Origin of the sequence: Fulvimonas sp. R45 (assembly GCF_030504985.1) — a bacterium.
GTDB lineage: Bacteria > Pseudomonadota > Gammaproteobacteria > Xanthomonadales > Rhodanobacteraceae > Rhodanobacter_A.
Map to the genome: position 1 here is coordinate 62,406 of NZ_JASERU010000012.1, position 20,516 is coordinate 82,921.

Here is a 20,516-nt window from a genome sequence, read left to right on the forward strand (position 1 = left end):
GTCGTCCCGCGGCTACAACGACAACGAAAGCTCTACGGAGGACGGGAAATGTTCGAACTGGTCGAAAAAATCGCACCGAACGCAGTCATCAAGGTCATCGGCGTGGGCGGCGGCGGCGGCAACGCCGTGGCGCACATGCTCAACGCCAATGTCGAGGGCGTCGACTTCGTCGTCGCCAACACCGATGCGCAGGCCATGAAGGGCTGCGGCGGCCGCATGCACCTGCAGCTGGGCGCCAACGTCACCAAGGGCCTGGGCGCGGGCGCCAATCCGGAGGTCGGCCGCCAGGCCGCGCTGGAGGACCGCGAGCGCATCGAGGAAATGCTGGAAGGCGCCGACATGGTGTTCATCACCGCCGGCATGGGTGGCGGCACCGGCACCGGCGCGGCGCCGGTGGTGGCGCAGCTGGCCAAGGAGAAGGGCATCCTCACCGTGGCGGTGGTCACCAAGCCGTTCCCGTTCGAGGGGCGCCGGCGCATGCAGGTGGCGCTGAAGGGCATCGAGGACCTCAGCCAGCACGTGGATTCGCTGATCACCGTGCCGAACGAGAAGCTGCTCTCCGTGCTGGGCCGCGAGGTCACCCTGCTGAACGCGTTCAAGGCCGCCAACGACGTGCTGCTGGGCGCCGTGCAGGGCATCGCCGACCTGATCACCGCCCCGGGCCTGATCAACGTGGACTTCGCCGACGTGCGCACGGTGATGAGCGAGATGGGCCTGTCGATGATGGGTTCAGGCACCGCCCGCGGCGACGACCGCGCCCAGGCCGCGGCCGAGGCGGCGATCAACAACCCGCTGCTGGAGGACGTCAACCTCAACGGCGCCTGCGGCATCCTGGTCAACGTCACCGCCGGCCCGAACCTCACCATGCGCGAGTTCGACGAGATCGGCCGGGTGATCCACGACTTCGCCAGCGAGGACGCCACCGTGGTGATCGGCACCTCGCTCGACCCGGAGCTGCAGGACGACGTGCGCGTCACCGTGGTCGCCACCGGCCTCAACCGCGCCGCGGCCCGCCAGCCGGTGCGCCCGGTCGCCACCCAGCAGGAGGTGGAGATGCGCGCCCGCCCGCGGCCGATGGTGCTGCGCACCGGCACCGGCAACGAGGTGGTGGACTACGCCCAGCCCGAGGCGGTGCCCAGCACCGCGCGCAGCGAGGCGCCGGCCAAGTCTGCCGACCCGAACTTCGACTACCTCGACATCCCGGCCTTCCTGCGCCGGCAGGCCGACTGAACGGAGGAGAATCACGCTTATTGAACGATTGCCGGATCGATCGGTCTCTGGAAACCAGTGCGTCGCGCTCCGGCGACGGCGCGTGGAGGCTTCGCGCCGCGGCTGGGCCGCGGCGGGGCACGGGTTTCCCGCGGCGACGGGCCGGTCTGCATCGATGGTGTGAATGCGACTAGACGGTGCGCCTGGATGGCGCAGGACAGGGGGACCGGGCATGGATCAGCCGCCCGGTCCGTCCGAGGCCCCGCTGCCGGCTTTCCCGTCCCGGCACGGGGCCTCGCGTCGACTCGCAAGTGCTTGGCTGGACTATGGTACTTGCCCGGATCGGAATGCGAATGGATCGCATTCTTCGATGAAAGGAAAATGAAGGCTTCAACAGACTGTACGGTACGGTTTGCTTTCTCACAGGTTAAGACTGTGTTAGCATCCGACCCCTGATTGGCTGCTGCCTCTCCATAGGTACCAACAAAAATGATCAAGCAGCGTACGCTCAAGAACATCATCCGGGCCACCGGCGTCGGCCTGCATACCGGCGACAAGGTCTACATGACCCTGCGCCCGGCCGCGCCGAACACCGGCATCGTGTTCCGTCGCACCGACCTCAATCCGCCGGTGGACATCTACGCGCGCCCGGACAACGTGGGCGATACGCGGCTTTCCACCACGCTGGTGAACGGCGACGTGCGCGTCTCCACCGTCGAGCACCTGCTCTCGGCGATGGCGGGCCTGGGCATCGACAACGCCTACGTCGACCTGTCGGCGCCGGAAGTGCCGATCATGGACGGCAGCGCGGGCCCGTTCGTGTTCCTGCTGCAGTCCGCGGGCATCGAGGAACAGCCTGCCGCCAAGCGCTTCATCCGCATCAAGAAGCCGGTGAAGGTGCAGGAAGGCGACAAGTGGGCGCGCTTCGAGCCGTTCGAGGGCTTCAAGGTGGGCTTCTCGATCGAGTTCAACCATCCGATCATCTCCAAGCGCACCTCCAAGGCCGAGATCGATTTCTCCACCACCTCCTTCGTGAAGGAAGTGAGCCGGGCGCGCACCTTCGGCTTCATGCGCGACATCGAGATGCTGCGCGAGCACAACCTGGCGCTGGGCGGCTCGATGGACAACGCCGTGGTGCTGGACGACTACCGCGTGCTGAACGAGGACGGCCTGCGCTACGAGGACGAGTTCGTGAAGCACAAGATCCTCGACGCCATCGGCGACCTCTACCTGCTCGGCCACAGTCTGGTGGGCGCGTATTACGCCCACAAGTCGGGCCACGAGCTGAACAACAAGCTGCTGCGCACCCTGATGGCCGACGCCAGCGCCTGGGAAGAGGTCAGCTACCAGGACGACCCGGCTACCGCGCCCATTTCCTACGCGCATCCCGCCCAGGCCATCTGAGGCCGGACAGACCCCTGCCATCGGACGCCGCGCTCCCAGCGCGGCGTTTTCATTTTGTGATGTCCATCACATTTTGATGGCGGGGCGGTTCACGCCCCGGCGACGCCCCGGGGCGTGACTCCGGCCGGGGCATGGTATAAACCCACGGTCCCGACCCGGCGGCGCGATCGCCGGGCGGTCATGCCGGCACGCCATCCAGGTCAGGAAGCGTCGCCGGGCTGGACCCAAGCAGTCTCGGCGACGGACGCCAGCTGAAGGAACAGTGCCCGCAGTTCGGGGTCTTGGATCGAAGTCGCGGCGGCCTTCAGGTGAAGCGCGGCCGCGGCCGAAAGCGGTTTGGATTGCTCCGGTGCGTTTGCCGCCGGAGGAAGGGGGGCCACTTTCACGACGATCGAGCCGGCCTGCACGCCGATGGCGTGGGCTGCGGCCAGTATCTGCGCCTGCTGCAGGCGCAGGCGCGAGGCCCAGGCTGGCGAGGTGGCCAGGAAAACGAGGCGCTCGCCGCGCCGTTGCGCGAATCTCACCTGTTCGCGCAGGGGCGAAGGCAACGTCTGGCGCAGGGCGCGGTCCAACGCATCCAGCACGCCGGCCTTCCGGGCCAGCGCGGCGAAGGAACCGCAGTCGGCGACGGGCCTGGGTCCGTGGCCGGCGCGGCGGGAGGCGGGGGCGTCGTCGTGCTGCAAGGGGGCAGACAACCGATGTGGAAAGACATGCAAATCATACTCGTCTCCCGTGCCAGGAAGGTGCCGAAAACACTGGACCTGGCCGACCGGCGGCTGCGTTGGCGGCTGCTGGGCATCGCCGCCGCGGCGGTGCTGGGATGCGCGGGCCTGGGCGCCGGCGTGGCGCTGGCCATGGCCAGTCCGCGCAGCCGGGCGCTGGGCGAGATCGACCACCTGCGCCAGCAGGTGAAGCAACAGGACGGCCAGCTCGCCGACATGCGCAAGGACGCCCAGCGCCAGCTCGACGCGCTGGCGGTGAAGCTGGGCCAGTTGCAGGCGCAATCGACCCGCCTCAACGCGCTGGGCGAGCGGCTGGCCCAGGCCGGCAAGCTCGACAACGGCGAGTTCGACTTCGACCAGCCGCCGCCGGTAGGCGGCGTCGAGGATGTCAGCGGCGGCGGCTACATGCTGCCGCAGGCGCTGGGCGCCAGCATCGACCAGCTGGCCAGCCAGTTCGACACCCAGCAGGCGCAGCTCTCGGCGCTGCAGAGCCTGCTGCTCAACGCGCGCATCGATTCCAACCTGAAGCCCGCCGGGATGCCGGTGGCGGGCGGTTACATCTCGTCCTACTTCGGCGTGCGGCCGGATCCGTTCAATGGCCGCATGGCGCGGCATACCGGGCTGGACATCGCGGTGCCGTTCGGCACCCCGGTGCATGCCGTGGCCGAGGGCATGGTGACCTATGCCGGCGTGCGCAGCGGCTACGGCAAGGTGGTGGAGATCGACCACGGCAACGGCTACATGACCCGCTACGCCCACAACAGCCGGCTGCTGGTGCATCCGGGCGAGCGGGTGCGGGTGGGGCAGGCGATCTCGGACGCCGGCTCCACCGGACGTTCCACCGGTTCGCACGTGCACTTCGAGGTCTGGTACAAGGGCCGCGTGGTCAACCCGCTGGCCTACGTGCGCAACCACCGCTGAGCGCACGCGGCACGCCCGGCGCCGGGTCTTGAAACCGCGCCGGCGCGACGCCATCCCCTGACCGGCAGGGCGCCGATGCGGGGGATCGCCGCCGGCGCCCTCGCGTTTGGGATCGCCGGTCGACCCTAGTATCATCACCCCTTTGTCCCGGCTGGGATTTTCCCCGGCCGTGCCTCTTTCTCCTGATCCGGAAGATCGATGTTCAATCGTGCCCTGACGAGCGTTTTTGGCAGCCGCAACGACCGCGTGCTGCGGCAGCTCTCCAAGATCGTCGCGCGCATCAACGCGCTCGAGCCCGAATTCGAGAAGCTGAGCGACGACGCGCTGCGCGGCAAGACCGAGGAGTTCAAGCAGCGCGTCGCCGGCGGCGAGTCGCTGGACAAGGTCCTTCCGGAGGCCTTCGCGGTGGTGCGCGAGGGCGCCAAGCGCGTGCTCGGCATGCGCCACTACGACGTGCAGCTGATCGGCGGCATGGTGCTGCACCAGGGCAAGATCGCGGAAATGCGCACCGGCGAGGGCAAGACCCTGGTGGCGACGCTGCCGGTGTACCTCAACGCGCTGGAAGGCAAGGGCGTGCACGTGGTCACCGTGAACGACTACCTGGCCCGCCGCGACGCCGCCCAGATGGGCAAGCTGTACGGCTTCCTCGGCCTCAGCACCGACGTGGTATGGCCGGGCATGGACCACGCCGACAAGCACAAGGCCTATGCCGCCGACATTACCTACGGCACCAACAACGAGTTCGGCTTCGACTACCTGCGCGACAACATGGCGCTGTCGAAGGACCAGCGCTACCAGCGCGGCCTCAACTACGCCATCGTCGACGAGGTGGACTCGATCCTGATCGACGAGGCGCGCACGCCGCTGATCATCTCCGGTCCGGCCGAGGATTCGCCGCAGCTCTACCTCGCGGTGAACAAGATCGTGCCGCGGCTGGTGCGCCAGAAGGAAGAGGAAGGCGAGGGCGACTACTGGGTCGACGAGAAGCAGAAGCAGGTCCACCTGTCCGAGGCGGGCATGCAGCACGCCGACGAGCTGCTGCGCCAGGCCGGCGTGATCGACCCGGACAGCGGCCTGTACGACTCCAAGAACCTGGCCATCGTGCACCACCTCAACGCCGCGCTGCGCGCCAACGCGATCTACCAGCGCGACGTGGACTACATCGTGCGCGACGGCGAGGTGATCATCGTCGACGAGTTCACCGGCCGCACCCTGGCCGGCCGCCGCTGGTCCGACGGCCTGCACCAGGCGGTGGAGGCGAAGGAAGGCGTGCCGATCCAGCGCGAGAACCAGACGCTGGCCACGGTGACGTTCCAGAACCTGTTCCGCATGTACAAGAAGCTGGCCGGCATGACCGGCACGGCCGACACCGAGGCGTTCGAGTTCCAGAGCATCTACGGCCTGGAGGTGGTGGTGATCCCCACCCACAAGCCGATGATCCGCGTGGACAACCCGGACATGGTGTTCCTCGGCCAGGAGCAGAAGTACAAGGCGGTGATCGCCGACATCAAGGACTGCCACAAGCGCGGTCAGCCGGTGCTGGTGGGCACCGCCTCGATCGACGTGTCCGAGTTGCTGTCGGGCCTGCTGGCGAAGGAAAAGATCCCGCACGAGGTGCTGAACGCCAAGCAGCACGAGCGCGAGGCGGCGATCGTGGCGCAGGCCGGCATGCCCGGCGCGGTGACCATCGCCACCAACATGGCCGGCCGCGGCACCGACATCGTGCTGGGCGGCAGCCTGGACGCGGCGCTGGCCGCGCTGCCCGAGGACGCCACCGACGTCGACCGCGCACGGGTCAAGTCCGAATGGAAGAAGCGCCACGAGCAGGTGCTGGCTTCCGGCGGCCTGCACATCGTGGGCACCGAGCGGCACGAGTCGCGCCGCATCGACAACCAGCTGCGCGGCCGCTCCGGCCGCCAGGGCGACCCGGGTTCCTCGCGCTTCTACCTGTCGCTGCAGGACAACCTGCTGCGCATCTTCGGCGGCGAAGGCCTGGTGCGCTGGATGAAGCGCTTCGGCATGAAGGACGAGGACGCGCTGGAAGACCGCATGATCAGCCGCCAGATCGAGAAGGCGCAGCGCAAGGTCGAGCAGCACAACTTCGACATCCGCAAGAACCTGCTCGAGTACGACGACGTCGCCAACGACCAGCGCAAGGTGATCTACAACCAGCGCGACGAGCTGCTGGAGGAGGAGGACGTCTCCGCCACCGTGGCCGACATCCGCGAGGACGTGGTCGCCCAGCTGGTGCGCAGCTACGTGCCGGCCGACAGCATCGACGATCAGTGGGACATCGCCGGGCTGGACCGCGCGCTGGAGGGCGAATACGGCATCTCCGCCGACCTCAAGCACTGGGTCGAGCAGCAGGCCGAGGTCGACGCCGAGGGCATCCTCGAGCACGTGCGCGGCCTGTTCGACGGGCTGTTCCGCGCCAAGGAGGAACAGATCGGCAGCGAGACCATGCGCCAGCTCGAGAAGCACATCATGCTGAGCGTGGTCGACAACGCCTGGAAGGAGCACCTGGCCAGCATGGACTACCTGCGCCAGGGCATCTACCTGCGCGGCTACGCCCAGGTCGACCCGAAGCAGGCGTTCAAGAACGAGTCGTTCGAGCTGTTCTCGCAGATGCTCGACCGCATCAAGCACGAGCTGATCCAGATGCTGGCGCGCATCCGCATCCGCAGCGAGGAGGAAGTCGCCGCGATGGAGGCCGAGCAGCAGCGCATGGCCGAGCGGCTGCAGCGCCAGATGCAGGCCACCGGCGGCGGCGCCCCGGTCGGCGCGCTGGGCGGGGACGCGGAAGCGCAGGCCGCCGCCGGCATGGCGCCGGCGCCGGTGGTCAACGCGCCCAAGATCGGCCGCAACGACCCCTGCCCCTGCGGTTCCGGCAAGAAGTACAAGCACTGCCACGGCCAGCTCGCCTGATCCCTGGCGAGGCGCGCAAGCGAAAACGGCCGGGTTTCCCGGCCGTTTTCGTTCCGGACGGGCGGCCGTGCGATCAGCCGATGCGGTTCGCCTTCCGGGCGATGAACATCGCCGATTCGAGCTTGAAGTCCAGCGTCGCCGGGTCGACGCGGTAGTAGTCGCGCACCTCGCGCGGCGCGTGCGCCAGCAACTGGCGGATCGCCGCTTCCAGCACGGACGGCGTGCGCATGCGCGCCAGCCAGCCGGAGAATTCGATGTCCAGCCGCCAGTCCTGCTCGTCGAGCCGTTCGAACCCGGCGGCGTCGAGCATGGCGCGCCATTCGCCGCGGCCGTAATCGCGCACGTGCGAGACGTCGCGCAGCAGTTCCAGCGCCTGCAGGTGGGTGTCGAGCAGCGCCGCATGCGGGCCCTGCGGGCCGACCACGTCGATCAGGCACAGCGTTCCGCCGGGCGCGAGCACGCGCGCCGCCTCGGCCAGCGCGGCCGCCGGGTCGTCCCAGTGATGCGCGCTGTAGCGGCTGGCCACGAGGGCGAAGGTGCCGTCGGCGAACGGCAGCCGCTCGGCCGGCCCCTGCCGGGTGCGGATCGAGGCCAGGCCACGCTCGGCCGCGGCCTGCGCCACCGTCGCGAGCATGTCGGCGGACAGGTCGTAGGCCACCACCTCGGCGGCGTGCGGCGCCAGCGCGAAGCCGGCGTGGCCGGCGCCGCAGCCGAGGTCGAGCACGGCGGCGCCGGCGGCCACCCGCGCGGCGAGCCCGGTCAGCTGGCCGAGGTCGCGGCCCTGCGCGTGGACCGCGCTCGACAGGTAGGCCTGGGCCTGCGGCCCGAACTGCTGCGCGACGGTGCCCTGGTGTTCCATGTGCGGCTCCTGGGGTGGGGAACCGTCAAGCTAGCATGGGCGCCGGAGGTCGGCTCGTTCCGAAACGCCATAAGGGCCTGTTGGCCCGCATCCCCGCGTCATCGCTCCGTCGTGGACGGACGCCCACGCCTCCGCTCTTCCTTGGTCTGCGCGCAAACAGCTCCCGGCGCGGGCCACGGGGAGATTTTGAACACTCAAAGACAGGGAAGGCCCGGCGCTTCCGCGGTGCTCAGTCGCCGCCGGGCAGGCGCTTGCGGTGCGGTTCGGCGTCGACCGTGACGTAGGAGGGCTCGTCGGTATCCAGGCGCAGCGCGGTGAGCTTGCCGCCCCATACGCAGCCGGTGTCGATGGCGTACACGCCGAGACCGGCGAAGCGGCCCAGCGCCGACCAGTGGCCGCACACGATGCGGGTGTCGCGCCGGCGCATGCCGGGCACCTCGAACCACGGGTACATGCCAGGCTTCTGCGTGCCCGGCATGCCCTTGCCCTCGAAGTCGATGCGGCCGTTGACGTCGCAGTAGCGCATGCGGGTCAGCGTGTTGATCGCGGCGCGCAGGCGCTCGACGCCCTGCAGGCGGTTGGTCCAGGCCGCAGGGCGGTTGCCGAAGAGGTTGCGCAGCAGCCGGCCGCGCTGCGGGCCGGACAGCTCGCGCTCCACTTCCAGCGCGCAGCGCTGCGCCTGCTTCAGCGTCCAGAACGGGGACAGGCCGGCGTGCACCATGGTCCAGCCGAGCGACTCGTCGTGGTGCAGCAGCTTCTGGCCGCGCAGCCATTCGAACAGCACCGGCGCGTCCTCGGCGAACAGCACCTCGCGCAGCTCGGGATTCACCCGTGCCTGTGCGTCGGGTTTGCGCTCGGCGATGGCGAGCAGGCTGAGGTCGTGGTTGCCCAGCGTCACCACGCTCTGCTCGCGCAGGCCGTGGATCAGGCGCAGGGTGTCCAGCGAGCGGCCGCCGCGGTTGACCAGGTCGCCGCAGAACCAGAGCCGGTCCGCGGCGGGGTCGAAGCGCAGCTTGTCCAGCAGCCGGCGCAGTTCCGGATAGCAGCCCTGGACGTCGCCGATCGCGTAGGTCGCCATGTCAGCCGCGCGCCATCAATGCAGGGTCCGCGGAATGGACAGGGTGAAGCGCGGGATCGCCGCCTCGAAGCGGGTGCCGTCGTCGGCCAGCATCTGGTAGCTGCCGCCCATGGTGCCCACGGGCGTCTCCAGCACCGCGCCGGAGGTGTACTCGTAGTCGTCGCCGGGGCGCATCCACGGCTGCTCGCCGACCACGCCGTCGCCGCGCACCTCTTCCACCTTGCCGTTGGCGTCGGTGATCACCCAATGCCGCGACAGCAGCTGCGCCGGCACGCTGCCCGCGTTGCGCAGGGTCACGGTGTAGGCGAACACGTAGCGGTTGTCGCCGGGCTTGGACTGGTCGGGCACGAAACGGCTTACGACCTGCACGTCGATCGTGTAGGAAGCTTTCTCGGTCATGGGCGGATTGTACGGGTTGCCGCCATGCATGGGCAGCGCGTGCGGCGGCGCGGCGTTCAGGCCACCTTGGCCAGGCGCACGAAGTCGGCTGGCGCCAACGTCTCGGCGCGGGCCTTCGGGTCGATGTCGGCGCGGCGGATGGCGTCGGCGTCCAGCAACTGGCCCAGCGCGTTGCCCAGGGTCTTGCGCCGCTGCGCGAAGGCCGCCTTGACCACGGCGTGCAGCCGCGCCGGATCGGCGTCGTGGCGTTGCGCGGGCTCCAGCGGCACCAGCCGCACCACCGCGGAGTCCACCTTCGGCGGCGGCCGGAACGCGCCGGGCGGCACGGTGAACAGCGGCTCGACCCGGCAGGCCAGCTGCAGCATCACCGACAGCCGCCCGTAGACCTTGCTGCCCGGCTCGGCGGCCATGCGGTCCACCACTTCCTTCTGCAGCATGAAGTGCATGTCGGCGATCGCCGCCGCGTGCTCGACGCAGTGGAACAGGATCGGGCTGGAGATGTAGTAGGGCAGGTTGCCGGCCAGGCGCAGGCGTTCCACGCCGTGGCGGTGCGCCAGCGCGCTGAAGTCCACCTTCAGCACGTCGGCGTGGATGATCGACAGCTCGCCCACCCCGGCGGCGCGCGCCTGCAGCGAGGGGATCAGGTCGGTGTCCAGCTCGATCGCGGTGAGCCGGCCGGCGGCGGCCAGCAGCGGCAGGGTGAGCGCGCCCTCGCCGGGGCCGATCTCCACCACGAAATCGTCCGCGCGCGGCGCCACCGCCGCCACGATGCGCTCGATGTAGCGGCGTTCGCGCAGGAAGTGCTGGCCGAAGCTTTTCTTGGGGCGGGCGGGGGAATGGTTCATGGGGACTGTCGCAAGGTTGGCCCTTCACCCCTTGCCCTCTCCCCGCAGGGGAGAGGGAGAGAGGGCGGCGCTGCGCGCCACGAGGCTCATGGCCAGCCTGGTCGCAGCGACCAGGCTGGCGGGGTCGGCGCGGCCGGTGCCGGCCAGGTCGAGCGCGGTGCCGTGGTCGACCGAGGTGCGGATGAAGGGCAGCCCGAGGGTGAGGTTGACGGTGCGGTCGAAGGCTTCGCTCTTCAGCACCGGCAGCGCCTGGTCGTGGTACATCGCCAGTACCGCGTCGTAGCGCGCACGCTGCGCGGGCACGAAGGCGGTGTCGGCGGGCAGCGGGCCGAGCAGCTGCAGGCCTTCGGCGCGCAGCGCGTCGAGCAGCGGGACGACCACGTTCAGTTCCTCGCGGCCCAGGTGGCCGTTCTCGCCGGCGTGCGGGTTGAGGCCGAGCACGGCGATGCGCGGTTCGGCGATGCCGAACTTCGCGCGCAGCTCGGCGTGCACGATGCGCAGCACGCGCTCCAGCGCCTCGCGGGTGATCGCGGCAGGCACGGCGGCCAGCGGCAGGTGCGTGGTGGCCAGCGCCACGCGCAGCTCGGGGCTGGCCAGCATCATCACCACGTCCGCGCCGGCGCGCCGGGCGAAGAATTCGGTGTGGCCGCTGAAGGGGATGCCGGCCTCGTTGATCGAGGCCTTCTGCAGCGGCGCGGTAACCACGGCGGCGTAGCGGCCGGCCATGCAACCGTCGGCAGCCTCGGCCAGGGTGGCCAGCACGTGGGAGGCGTTGCGCGGGTCCGGTTGCCCTGGCGCTTCGGGTACGCCCAGCGGCACGTGGCGCACGCGCAGGGTGCCGGGCGGCCGTTCGGCGATGCCGTGGCCGTCGTCCTCGTGCAGCGCGATGGCGAGCCCGCAGCGCGCGGCGGCGCGGGCCAGCAGGTCGCGGTCGGTGACGGCGACGAGGTCGGCCGCCAGCGGCGTGGCGGCCAGGCGCGCCAGCAGCTCGGGACCGACGCCCGCGGGCTCGCCCGCGGTGACGGCGAGCCGGGGCAGGGCCGGGGCGTTCACGGCTGCGGCAGGGCGGCCGCCGGCGTCACGGGGACGCCTTGGCGTCGGCGCTGTCCGGATCGGCCAGCGCGGGCACCAGGATCTTCACGTAGGAACTGGAGCGCAGCTGGCGCAGGTAGTCGTCGTAGGCCTGGTCGGCCTTGCGGTTGCCGATCGCCTGGCGCGCCTGGTCGCGCGCGGCCTTCTCGGTGACGTCGCTCTGGCGCTCGCCCAGGCGCTGCAGCAGGTGCCAGCCTTCGGCGGTCTGGAACGGCTGCGAGACCTGGCCGTCCTTGAGCCCGGCGATCTGTTGTCCGATCGCGCTGCCCCAGGCGTCCTGCTGGAACCAGCCCATGTCGCCGCCCTCGTTGGCGGTGGTGTCGTCGTCGGAATCCTGCTTGGCCAGGTCGGCGAAGGAGGCATGCTTGTTGACGATGCGGTTGTACAGGTCGCGCGCCTTCTGCTCGGCCTGCTGCGGCGAGAGCAGCTGGCTGGGCTTGATCAGGATGTGGCGGGCGTGGAATTCGGTGACGATCTGCTTGCCGGGCTGGCGCTGGCCGACCAGCTTCAGGATGTGGAAGCCGGTGGGACCGCGCAGCGCCGGGCTGACGTCGCCGGGCTTCATGCCGGCGATGGTGTCCACGAAGGCGGGCGGGATCTCGTCCATGCGGCGCCAGCCGAGGTCGCCGCCTTCCAGCGCGTCGGGGGCGTCGGAGTAGCGGATCGCGGCGGCGTTGAAGTCCATGCCGCCCTTGATCGCGTCCAGCGCGGCCTTGGCCTTGGCCGCGGCGGCCTGGATGTCGCTGGCGCTGGCGCCGCTGGGGATGCTGATCTCGATGTGCGCCAGGTGCACCTCGCCGGCCTTGTAGCTCGGGCTGTTCAGCAGGTTGTCGACCTCGCTGTCGGTGACCGAGACGGAGTCGCGCACCACGCTCTGGTGCAGGCGCTGCACCACCAACTGGTCGTGCAGCTGCTGGCGGAACGCGGCGAAGCTCTGGCCGCTCTGCTCGACGGCGGCGCGCAGCTGGTCGGGCGACATCTTGTTCTGCTGGGCCACCGCGGCCACGGCCTGGTCCACGTCCTGGTCGGAGACGTGCACGCCCTGGTCGTCGGCGCGCTGCAGCTGCAGCTTCATCAGGATCAGGCGGTCCAGCACCTGCCGGCGCAGCACGTCGATCGGTGGCAACTGCTCGGGATGCTGGGCGTATTGCTGCTGCACCGCGGCCACGGCCTGGTCCAGCTCGCTCTGGAGGATCACGTCCTCCTCGACCACGGCGACGACACGGTCGAGCGACTGGTCCTGTCCGGTGCCGCCCTGGCCGGGCGCGGCGGCCTGCGGCAGCAACTGGGCCCGGGCGAACGGCGTGGCCGCCAGCGCGGTCGCGAACAGGAGTAACGCGAAGGTCTGCTTCATCAGTCGTGGGCCTTCAATCGCCGGGGCGACAAATCATTGATAGCCAAGAATACCACGGCGCAGATAGCTCTCCGCCTGGCCGTTGAACGCGCCCATGCCCTTGAATTCCAGCTCGAACATGATCGCGTTGTCGGTGCCCGGGTTGGCCGTGGTGGTGTCGGTGACCAGGCCGTCGTAGCCGCGCACGAAGTGGCGTCCGAGCACGCTGACGCGCACGCAGCAACCCTCGTACTGCAGGCCGGCCATGGCTTCCACCGTGCGCCGATCCCTGACCGAGTAGGTCCAGTGGCCCAGCAGGCGCCAGCGCGCGGAGACCGGATAGACCATCGAGGCGTCGTATTGTTCCAGCAGGTTGCGGCGGAAGCGGTAGGAGAAGTTCAGCACGCCGTCCAGGCCGATCCGGCGCTGCAGCTGCAGCGAGCCCATGTCGGTCTGGCGGCTGTGCGGGTTCCACTGGTAGGAGCTGTTCAGGCGCCACTGGTCGCTGAGCTGGGTGCCCAGCTCGACCACGTAGTCCGAGCCCGACCAGTCGGTGACCGGCACGCCCGGCAGCTGCACCTTCTGCGGGGTGAAGTAGCGGATCTGGCCGAAGCTCAGCGACAGCCGCTCCACGCCGCTGTCGTCGAGCAGGCGGGTGGTCACCGCGGCGGACAGGTTGTTCGCGTTCATCTGGCGGTCGGCGCCGGAATACTGGTTCGGCGAGAACAGCTGCCAGTAGTCGAACGACATCAGCGTGGTGTCGAACAGCGGCAGGTTGCCCTGGTCGCGGTAGGGCGCGTACAGGTAGTACAGCCGCGGTTCCAGCGTCTGCGTGTAGTGCTCGCCGAACAGCGAGGTGTCGCGCTCGAAGATCAGGCCGCTGTCGATGCTGGCGATGGGCAGCGAGCGGCTGGGCGTGCGGTCGGTGAACGGCGAGACCTGGCCCTGCGCCAGCGGGCCGTAGAAACCGTAGTACTGGTAGCCGTTCTTGAGCTGGTAGGCGGTGTAGCGCCAGGCCAGCTTGGGCCGCACGAACCACGCCGCGCCCTGGAAGTCGGCGCCGAGGTAGGGATACAGGTCGAGCCGGTTGCCCTCCACCACGTCGTCCTTGCGGAACGCCACCGCCTCGCTGTCCAGGCCGGCCTCGAGCCAGCGGTTGAGCGGGATGTCCAGGCTCAGCGTGGCGCGGGGCCAGCGCTTGTACTGCACCACGCTGTCGGGCAGCGAGGGGTCCACGTTCTGGTAGTAGTCGGTACCGAACGAGGCGTTCCACCAGGTGCCCGAGCCGCGCAGGTAGCTGCTGGAGGTCAGCGTGCCGGTGGCGACGGTGTACAGGTCGCTGCCGAAGTCGCGCAGGTAGTTGCGGTCGGAGGCGCGGTTGATGCTGGTGCCGATCGACCAGCCCGGCCACAGCGCGATGCTGTCGTCCAGGCGCACCAGCCAGCGCTTGTTGCCCTGGGTGTCGGTGGCGGTGGGCGACAGCGTGCGGTCGTCGAAGCGGTCGCTGTCCAGGTATTCGAAGTCCAGCGTGCCGCTGGAACCGGGCAGCAGGTAGCGCGTCTGCCCGGCCAGCATCGGGCCGCGCTTGGAGTACAGCCGCGGGTCCAGCGTGGCGTCGTAGTTCGGCGCCAGGTTGAGGTAGTACGGCGCGCTCAGCATGTAGCCGGCGCGGCTGGTGTGGGCGAAGGTGGGGTACAGGAAGCCGCTCATGCGGCGGTTGTCCACCGGGAAGCTCAGCCACGGCAGGTACAGGAACGGCACGTGCGCGAAGCGCATGGTGGCGCCGCGCGCCACGCCGCGGCCGGTTTCCTTGTTGATGGTGAGCTCCCGGGCGCGGATCTCCCACAGGTGGTGGCCGACGTCGCAGGTGGAATAGCTGACCCGGCTGTAGCGGCTGTGCTGGGCATCCAGCATGTGCATGCGGTCGGCGGTGCCGTTGCCGTGCGAGTCCAGCATCTGGTAGCGCAGGTGGCCCTCGGCCACGCCGCGGCTGGCGTCGGTGTTGCCCTGCATGTGGTCGGCGGTGAACAGTTCGCCGGCGGCCTGGCCGCGCACGTTGCCGCGGGCGTCGTAGTCGGTGGTCTCGTCGTTGTAGTCGACGCGGTCGGCCTGCAGCTGCTGGTCGGCGCGGGTGATCTTCACGTTGCCGGCGAGGTGATAGACGGTCTGGTTCGAGCTGTCCACGTGCTCGGCGGCGGCGTGAGTGTCGGCGGTCTCGCGCAGGCGGGTGTCCTGCGGCAGGGTGGGGTCGTAGAACTCCAGCAACGCGTTCGGCCGGCACAGCGCGAAGTTGTCCGGACGCGGCGGGCAGACGAAGGTGCCCAGCGGGCAGGCCTGGGGAGTGTCGCCGGTCTCCACCGTCCGGTGCCGGCGTGTCGTCCCGGTGCCGGCCTCGGCCTGGGCGCCGATCAGGGCCAGGGCGGCGGCGACCGCCAGCAGGCGACGGGGGGGCAGGGAGCGATGCGTGCGCGTCACGGTCGGCAGTCTGTCGGCGGAAAGACGCAGTAAGCTAGCAGAAAGGCCCTGTACGCGGCATGCACATGGCAGCCGGCGGGCCTGGCCGACGTCCGGCGCAGCGCGCGATCCTGCGCCGGAACGGGCGGCGGCGGTGGCGCACCGGCGGGTTCGGGCGGGGGCGTCGCCATGGGGGCGAACAGGTTCGAGGGTGCCGCATGAATCCGAATTCCGAGTTGTCCGCGGACTCGCCCCCCGTGCGCAAGACCGACGCGCAATGGCAGGCCGAGCTCACCCCCGAGCAGTACGCGATATGCCGTTGCGCGGCCACCGAGCCGCCGTTCAGCGGGCGCTGGTACCTCCACCGTGACGCCGGCACGTATACCTGCGTGGCCTGCGCCGCCCCGCTGTTCGCCTCCGCCGCGAAGTACGACGCCGGTTGCGGCTGGCCCAGCTTCTTCCAGCCGCTGGCCGAGGCGGCGCTGAGCCGCCATGCGGACGACAGCCTGGGCATGCGCCGTACCGAGGTGCGCTGCGCGCGCTGCGGCTCGCACCTGGGCCACCTGTTCGAGGACGGGCCGCCGCCGACCGGCCTGCGCTACTGCATCAATTCGGTGGCGCTGGGTTTCGCGCCGGCCTAGCGTTCAACCGGCCAGCGCAGCCACGTGGGCGGCGGCGCAGCGGGCCAGCGCGGCCAGGTCGTAGCCGCCCTCCAGCGTGGAGACCAGCCGGCCGCCGGCGTGTTCGCGGGCGATGTCGACGAGCTTCCCGGTCAGCCAGGCGTAGTCCTCGCTGCCCAGGCGCAGGTCGGCCAGCGGGTCGTCGCGGTGCGCGTCGAAGCCGGCCGAGACCAGCAGCAGCTGCGGCCGGAACGCGCGCAGGCGCGGCAGCAGGCGGCCTTCCCACAGCTCGCGGAAGGCGTACGAGCCGTCGCCCGCGGACAGGCAGCCGTTGACCACGTTGCCCACGCCGCATTCGTCCTCGCCACCGCTCTGCGGGTACAGCGGCCACTGCTGGCTGGAGGCGAACAGCACGCGTGGCTCGCGCTCGAAGATCGCCTGGGTGCCGTTGCCGTGGTGCACGTCGAAGTCGGCGATCGCCACGCGCTTCAGGCCGTGCGCCGTCAGCGCATGGGCGGCGCCCACCGCCACGTTGTCGAACAGGCAGAAGCCCATCGCCCGGTCGGGCGTGGCGTGGTGGCCGGGCGGGCGCACCGCACAGAACGCATGCGCCGCCTCGCCGGCCATCGCCGCATCCACCGCCGCCACCACTGCGCCGGCGGCGCGCAGCGCGGCTTCGGCCGAGCCGGCCGACATCCGGGTGTCCTCGTCCAGCACCAGCGCCTCGTCGCCCGGCCGGGCATCGAGGATGCGCGCCACGTGCGCCGCGTCGTGGACGCGCAGCAGCTGCCCGCGGGTGGCGCGCGGCGCCTCCACGCGGTCCAGCGCGGCGAAGCGGTCGTGGTCCAGGGCGCGCAGCACCGCGGCGAGGCGCGCCGGCGACTCGGGATGGCCGGGGCCGGGATCGTGCTGCAGGCAGGCGGGGTGGGTGTACAGCCGCAGCATGCGGGAGCGGGTCAGGCCTTGGGCTTGCGCCGGCGCTCGTGCTGCCACAGCACCTCGCCGTGGCCGTCGGCCCGGGCCAGCACGCGGCACAGCACGAACAGCAGGTCGGACAGCCGGTTGAGGTAGCGCTGCGCCTGCGGCCGCACCGCCTCGACGCGGCCGAGCGCGATCACCTCGCGCTCGGCGCGGCGGCACACGGTGCGCGCCAGGTGGCAGCACGAGGCCGCCATGCCGCCGCCGGGCAGGATGAAGTCCTTCAGCGGCGGCAGCGGCTCGTTGAAGCCGTCCAGTACCGTTTCCAGCCGCGCGACGTCGACATCCTCGATCATCGCCATGCCGGGGATGCACAGCTCGCCGCCCAGGTCGAACAGCTCGTGCTGCACCTGGGTCAGCGCCTCGCGCACGGCCTCGTCCACGCCGGGGCTGGCCAGCACCATGCCGATCGTGCTGTTCAGCTCGTCCACGGTGCCGTAGGCGGCGACGCGCGGGGAATCCTTGGCGACCCGCGAGCCGTCGCCGAGGCCGGTGGAGCCGTCGTCGCCGGTGCGCGTGTAGATCTTCGAGAGGCGGTTGCCCACGTCAGTGCTGCGTCTGGCCGCCGTGCTGCAGCGTGCGCGACAGCTGCACCGCCAGCACGTGCACCACCGCGCCCAGCGCCACGTACGCCGCCGTGGTGCCGAGGAACGGCAGGTACCAGTCGCCGAGGTTGGCGAGCCACGCGCCGAGGCTGCGCGGCGCCGGCACGCTGCCGCTCAGCCAGTAGAAGCTGCCGTTGGAGATGAGGTAGCAGGCCGCCTCGCTCACCAGCAGCGCCGGTACCGCCAGCGCCAGCGTGGCCAGGCCGATGCCCTGCTGGCGTTTCGCCAGCCAGCTGCCGCCCAGCCACAGCGCGGCGTAGGCCGGGGCCAGGAACCAGTAACCCGGCGACACGCAGTAGTGGGCGAAGAAGTCGATGCCCTGGCCGCTGATCACCACGTAGTCGACCACGAAGGCCTCCAGCAGCAACAGCGGCAACGCCCAGCGGGCCTGCCCGCGCAGCCAGAAGCCGGCCAGGAAGAACACGCCCCACGAGGCATCCCACACTTCATGCCGGAGCAGCGACAGGTGGATGCGGGTGACCGCCATCACCAGGGCGAGTGCGAGGAAGATGCCCATGCGTCGGGCTTGCGTCGAGGCCATGATTGCTCCGGGAAGTCGGGACGGATCCAGGCGCACAGTCTAGCCCAAGCGGAGCGGGGGGCGATGCGTGGGCGGCGCGCGGGCGCGTATCATCGCCGCATGAGTCCACCAGCCCATACCGCCCCCGGCGCCGGCGTGCTGATCGTCGGCGGCGGCCTGGTCGGCGCCAGCCTCGCCATCGCGCTGGATGCCGCCGGCATCCCTGCCACCCTGGTCGAGGCCGCCACGCCGCGCGCCGACGCCCAGCCCAGCTACGACGAACGCAACCTCGCGCTGGCCCGCGCCACCGTCAACGGCCTCGCCGCCATCGGCGTGTGGCCGCACGCCGCGGCGCAGGCCACGCCGATCCGCCACATCCACGTCAGCCGCGCCGGCGAGTTCGGCAGCGCGCGCCTCGACGCGGCGAAGCACGGCGTCGACGCGCTGGGCTGGACCCTGCCCGCGCGCGAACTGGGCGCGGCCCTGCTGCGCCGGCTGGACGCCTGCACCCGGCTGACCCGCTGCGCACCCGCGAAGCTCGAGGCGCTGGAGCCGCACGCCGCCGGCTGGCGTGCACGGGTCCACACGGCCGAAGGCGAGCGCACGCTCGACACGCCGCTGCTGGTCGGCGCCGACGGCACCGAGTCCTTCGTGCGCGCCCGGCTCGGCATCGAGGCCGAACGGCACGACTACGAGCAGGCCCTGTTCGTGGCCACCGTGACGCCCGAGCGCGCGCACGCCCATCGCGCCTATGAGCGCTTCTCCGACGACGGCCCGGTGGCGCTGCTGCCGCTGGCCGAGGGCCGCTGCGGGCTGGTGCTCACCGTGCCGGGCGAGCAGGCCGACGAGGTCGCCGCGCTGGACGACGCCGGCTTCCTCGCGCTGGCGCAGCGCCGCTTCGGCTGGAAGCTGGGTCGCCTGGGCCGACCCGGCAGGCGCCATCCCTACGCCATCCGCCGCGTCGCCGCGCAGCAGTTGACCGGCCCGCGCGCGGTGCTGGTGGGCAATGCCGCGCAGACCGTGCACCCGATCGGGGCACAGGGTTTCAACCTCGGCCTGCGCGATGCGCTGACCCTGGCCGAGCTGGTCGCCGGCGCCGCCGATCCGGGCGACGCCGCCCTGCTGGCGCGCTACGCCGCGCGCCGCGCGCCCGACCGCGAAGGCACGATGGCGATGAGCCACGGCCTGGTCCGCCTCGCCTGCCTGGAACAGCCCGCGCTGGCGCCGCTGCGCTCGCTGGCGCTGCTGGCCTGCGACCGGGTGGCGCCGCTGCAATCGCTGCTGGCGCGGCGCGGCATGGGCTTCCGCGGCGAGCCGCCGCGCGCCGTGCTGGAGCGCCTGCCATGAACGCCGCCGTCGAACGCCGCCGCGCGCCCGCGCTGGACGTCGCCGTGGTCGGCGGCGGCATGGTCGGCGCCGCCGCCGCGCTGGCGTTGGCGAAGGCCGGCTTCGCCGTGGCCTTGCTGGAAGCGCGCCCGCCGCGCCCGTGGAGCGCCGCGGACGAGGTCGACCTGCGCGTGGTCGGCCTGGCGCCCTCGTCGATCGCCCTGCTCGACGGGATGGGCGTCTGGACGCCCATCCGCGACGCGCGCTCCAGCCCCTACGCGCACATGCACGTGTGGGACGGCGAAAGCGGCGCCGCGATCGACTTCGACGCCGCCGACGAGGGCCGCGACCTGCTCGGCCACATCGTCGAGAACGACCTGGTGCAGTGGACGCTGTGGCAGGCGCTGGAGCTCGCCGGCGTGCGCCGGCTGTGCCCGGCGGAGGTGCGCGGCTACGAGGCGCGCGAGGACCGTGTCGTGCTGGAACTGGCCGATGGCGAACGCCTGTCCGCCCGGCTGCTGGTGGCCGCCGACGGCGCCGCCTCGCCGCTGCGCGGCATGGCCGGCATCGCCACCCGCGGCCGCGACTACGCGCAACGCGCGGTGGTGGCGCACGTGGCCACCGCGCGCCCGCAACAGGCCACCGCCTGGCAGCGCTTCCTGCCCACCGGGCCGCTGGCGCTGCTGCCGCTGGCCGACGGGCGCAGCTCGGTGGTGTGGTCGCTGCCGGAGGACGAGGCGCAGCGCGTGCTGGCCCTGGACGACGCGGCCTTCCGCGACGCGCTGGGCCTGGCCAGCGACTTCCGTCTTGGCCGCATCACCGCCACCACGAAGCGCACCGCGTTCCCGCTCCGGCTGCAACTGGCCGAACGCTACCAGGCTGAACGCTTCGTGTTGCTCGGCGACGCCGCCCATGCCGTGCACCCGCTGGCCGGGCAAGGCGTGAACCTGGGCCTGCGCGACGTGGCCGAACTGCGCGACGTGCTGGTCGCCGCGCGCGACGCCGGCCGCGACTTCGCCGCCGCCCACGTGCTGCGCCGCTACGCGCGCCGCCGGCAGAGCGCCGACACGCTCGACGCGCGCGGCTTCGACGCGCTGGCGCGCATCTACGCCTGGCAGTCGCCGCCGCTGGTCGCCGCGCGCGGCCTGGGCGTGCGCCTGCTCGACCGCCTGGCGCCGCTGAAGCGGCGCATCGCCGCGCACGCCGCCGGGCTTTGAGTTTTTTCT

18 protein-coding genes are annotated in these 20,516 nt (G+C 71.1%); 7 read left to right on the forward strand and 11 right to left on the reverse strand.

Annotated features, from left to right (window positions below; genetic code table 11):
- The first annotated feature begins 48 nt into the window (after positions 1 to 48).
- Together ftsZ and lpxC are read left to right on the forward strand one after the other, a co-directional pair.
- Entirely contained in the window at positions 49 to 1,230 is a 1,182-nt protein-coding gene (gene ftsZ, locus QMK61_RS11890; RefSeq protein WP_302072426.1) for a cell division protein FtsZ, read from the forward strand.
- 468 nt (positions 1,231 to 1,698) lie between these two features.
- Positions 1,699 to 2,613 (forward strand): UDP-3-O-acyl-N-acetylglucosamine deacetylase, encoded by a 915-nt coding sequence (gene lpxC, locus QMK61_RS11895; protein WP_302072427.1) that lies wholly within the window; start codon positions 1,699 to 1,701, stop codon positions 2,611 to 2,613.
- A gap of 200 nt (positions 2,614 to 2,813) precedes the next feature.
- Here lpxC and QMK61_RS11900 read toward each other — a convergent pair whose 3' ends face one another.
- Entirely contained in the window at positions 2,814 to 3,296 is a 483-nt protein-coding gene (locus QMK61_RS11900) for a DciA family protein (protein WP_302072428.1), read from the reverse strand.
- Between the two features lie 27 nt (positions 3,297 to 3,323).
- Between QMK61_RS11900 and QMK61_RS11905 the strand changes: the two genes are divergently transcribed.
- Together QMK61_RS11905 and secA are read left to right on the forward strand one after the other, a co-directional pair.
- Complete coding sequence (locus tag QMK61_RS11905) at positions 3,324 to 4,256, forward strand: M23 family metallopeptidase (protein ID WP_302072429.1); 933 nt, start codon at positions 3,324 to 3,326, stop codon at positions 4,254 to 4,256.
- Between the two features lie 198 nt (positions 4,257 to 4,454).
- Positions 4,455 to 7,181, forward strand: coding sequence for a preprotein translocase subunit SecA (gene secA, locus QMK61_RS11910; protein WP_302072430.1), 2,727 nt, complete (start codon positions 4,455 to 4,457; stop codon positions 7,179 to 7,181).
- Between the two features lie 73 nt (positions 7,182 to 7,254).
- Here secA and QMK61_RS11915 read toward each other — a convergent pair whose 3' ends face one another.
- The 7 genes from QMK61_RS11915 to lptD form a co-directional block, all read right to left on the reverse strand.
- On the reverse strand, positions 7,255 to 8,040 hold the full coding sequence (locus QMK61_RS11915) for a class I SAM-dependent methyltransferase (RefSeq protein WP_302072431.1): 786 nt from the start codon (positions 8,038 to 8,040) through the stop codon (positions 7,255 to 7,257).
- A gap of 229 nt (positions 8,041 to 8,269) precedes the next feature.
- Positions 8,270 to 9,118 (reverse strand): symmetrical bis(5'-nucleosyl)-tetraphosphatase, encoded by an 849-nt coding sequence (locus QMK61_RS11920; protein WP_302072432.1) that lies wholly within the window; start codon positions 9,116 to 9,118, stop codon positions 8,270 to 8,272.
- A gap of 15 nt (positions 9,119 to 9,133) precedes the next feature.
- Positions 9,134 to 9,517: a Co2+/Mg2+ efflux protein ApaG gene (gene apaG / locus QMK61_RS11925; RefSeq protein ID WP_302072433.1), complete on the reverse strand. Its 384-nt coding sequence runs from the start codon at positions 9,515 to 9,517 to the stop codon at positions 9,134 to 9,136.
- Between the two features lie 56 nt (positions 9,518 to 9,573).
- Positions 9,574 to 10,362 (reverse strand): 16S rRNA (adenine(1518)-N(6)/adenine(1519)-N(6))-dimethyltransferase RsmA, encoded by a 789-nt coding sequence (rsmA, locus tag QMK61_RS11930; RefSeq protein ID WP_302072434.1) that lies wholly within the window; start codon positions 10,360 to 10,362, stop codon positions 9,574 to 9,576.
- 24 nt (positions 10,363 to 10,386) lie between these two features.
- Entirely contained in the window at positions 10,387 to 11,415 is a 1,029-nt protein-coding gene (gene pdxA / locus QMK61_RS11935; RefSeq protein ID WP_302072435.1) for a 4-hydroxythreonine-4-phosphate dehydrogenase PdxA, read from the reverse strand.
- A gap of 25 nt (positions 11,416 to 11,440) precedes the next feature.
- The gene (locus QMK61_RS11940) at positions 11,441 to 12,808 is read right to left on the reverse strand and encodes a peptidylprolyl isomerase (RefSeq protein WP_302072436.1); all 1,368 of its coding nucleotides are present in this window, start codon (positions 12,806 to 12,808) and stop codon (positions 11,441 to 11,443) included.
- A gap of 33 nt (positions 12,809 to 12,841) precedes the next feature.
- Positions 12,842 to 15,262 (reverse strand): LPS assembly protein LptD, encoded by a 2,421-nt coding sequence (lptD, locus tag QMK61_RS11945; RefSeq protein WP_302072437.1) that lies wholly within the window; start codon positions 15,260 to 15,262, stop codon positions 12,842 to 12,844.
- Between the two features lie 197 nt (positions 15,263 to 15,459).
- On the opposite strand from lptD, the gene msrB reads away from it, so the two are divergent.
- The gene (gene msrB, locus QMK61_RS11950; protein ID WP_302072438.1) at positions 15,460 to 15,882 is read left to right on the forward strand and encodes a peptide-methionine (R)-S-oxide reductase MsrB; all 423 of its coding nucleotides are present in this window, start codon (positions 15,460 to 15,462) and stop codon (positions 15,880 to 15,882) included.
- A gap of 3 nt (positions 15,883 to 15,885) precedes the next feature.
- On the opposite strand, the gene QMK61_RS11955 is transcribed toward msrB, so the two are convergent.
- From QMK61_RS11955 to QMK61_RS11965, 3 genes are read right to left on the reverse strand one after another with little or no spacing between them, the layout of a single operon-like run.
- Positions 15,886 to 16,806: a histone deacetylase family protein gene (locus QMK61_RS11955; protein ID WP_302072439.1), complete on the reverse strand. Its 921-nt coding sequence runs from the start codon at positions 16,804 to 16,806 to the stop codon at positions 15,886 to 15,888.
- An 11-nt stretch (positions 16,807 to 16,817) separates the two neighbouring features.
- The gene (locus QMK61_RS11960) at positions 16,818 to 17,384 is read right to left on the reverse strand and encodes a cob(I)yrinic acid a,c-diamide adenosyltransferase (protein ID WP_302072440.1); all 567 of its coding nucleotides are present in this window, start codon (positions 17,382 to 17,384) and stop codon (positions 16,818 to 16,820) included.
- Between the two features lies 1 nt (position 17,385).
- Entirely contained in the window at positions 17,386 to 17,985 is a 600-nt protein-coding gene (locus QMK61_RS11965) for a hypothetical protein (protein WP_302072441.1), read from the reverse strand.
- A gap of 99 nt (positions 17,986 to 18,084) precedes the next feature.
- Between QMK61_RS11965 and ubiH the strand changes: the two genes are divergently transcribed.
- Positions 18,085 to 19,311: a 2-octaprenyl-6-methoxyphenyl hydroxylase gene (ubiH, locus tag QMK61_RS11970; RefSeq protein ID WP_302072442.1), complete on the forward strand. Its 1,227-nt coding sequence runs from the start codon at positions 18,085 to 18,087 to the stop codon at positions 19,309 to 19,311.
- Positions 19,308 to 20,507 (forward strand): UbiH/UbiF/VisC/COQ6 family ubiquinone biosynthesis hydroxylase, encoded by a 1,200-nt coding sequence (locus QMK61_RS11975; protein WP_302072443.1) that lies wholly within the window; start codon positions 19,308 to 19,310, stop codon positions 20,505 to 20,507. Before ubiH ends, QMK61_RS11975 begins: the two co-directional genes overlap by 4 nt.
- The last annotated feature ends 9 nt before the right edge of the window (positions 20,508 to 20,516 follow it).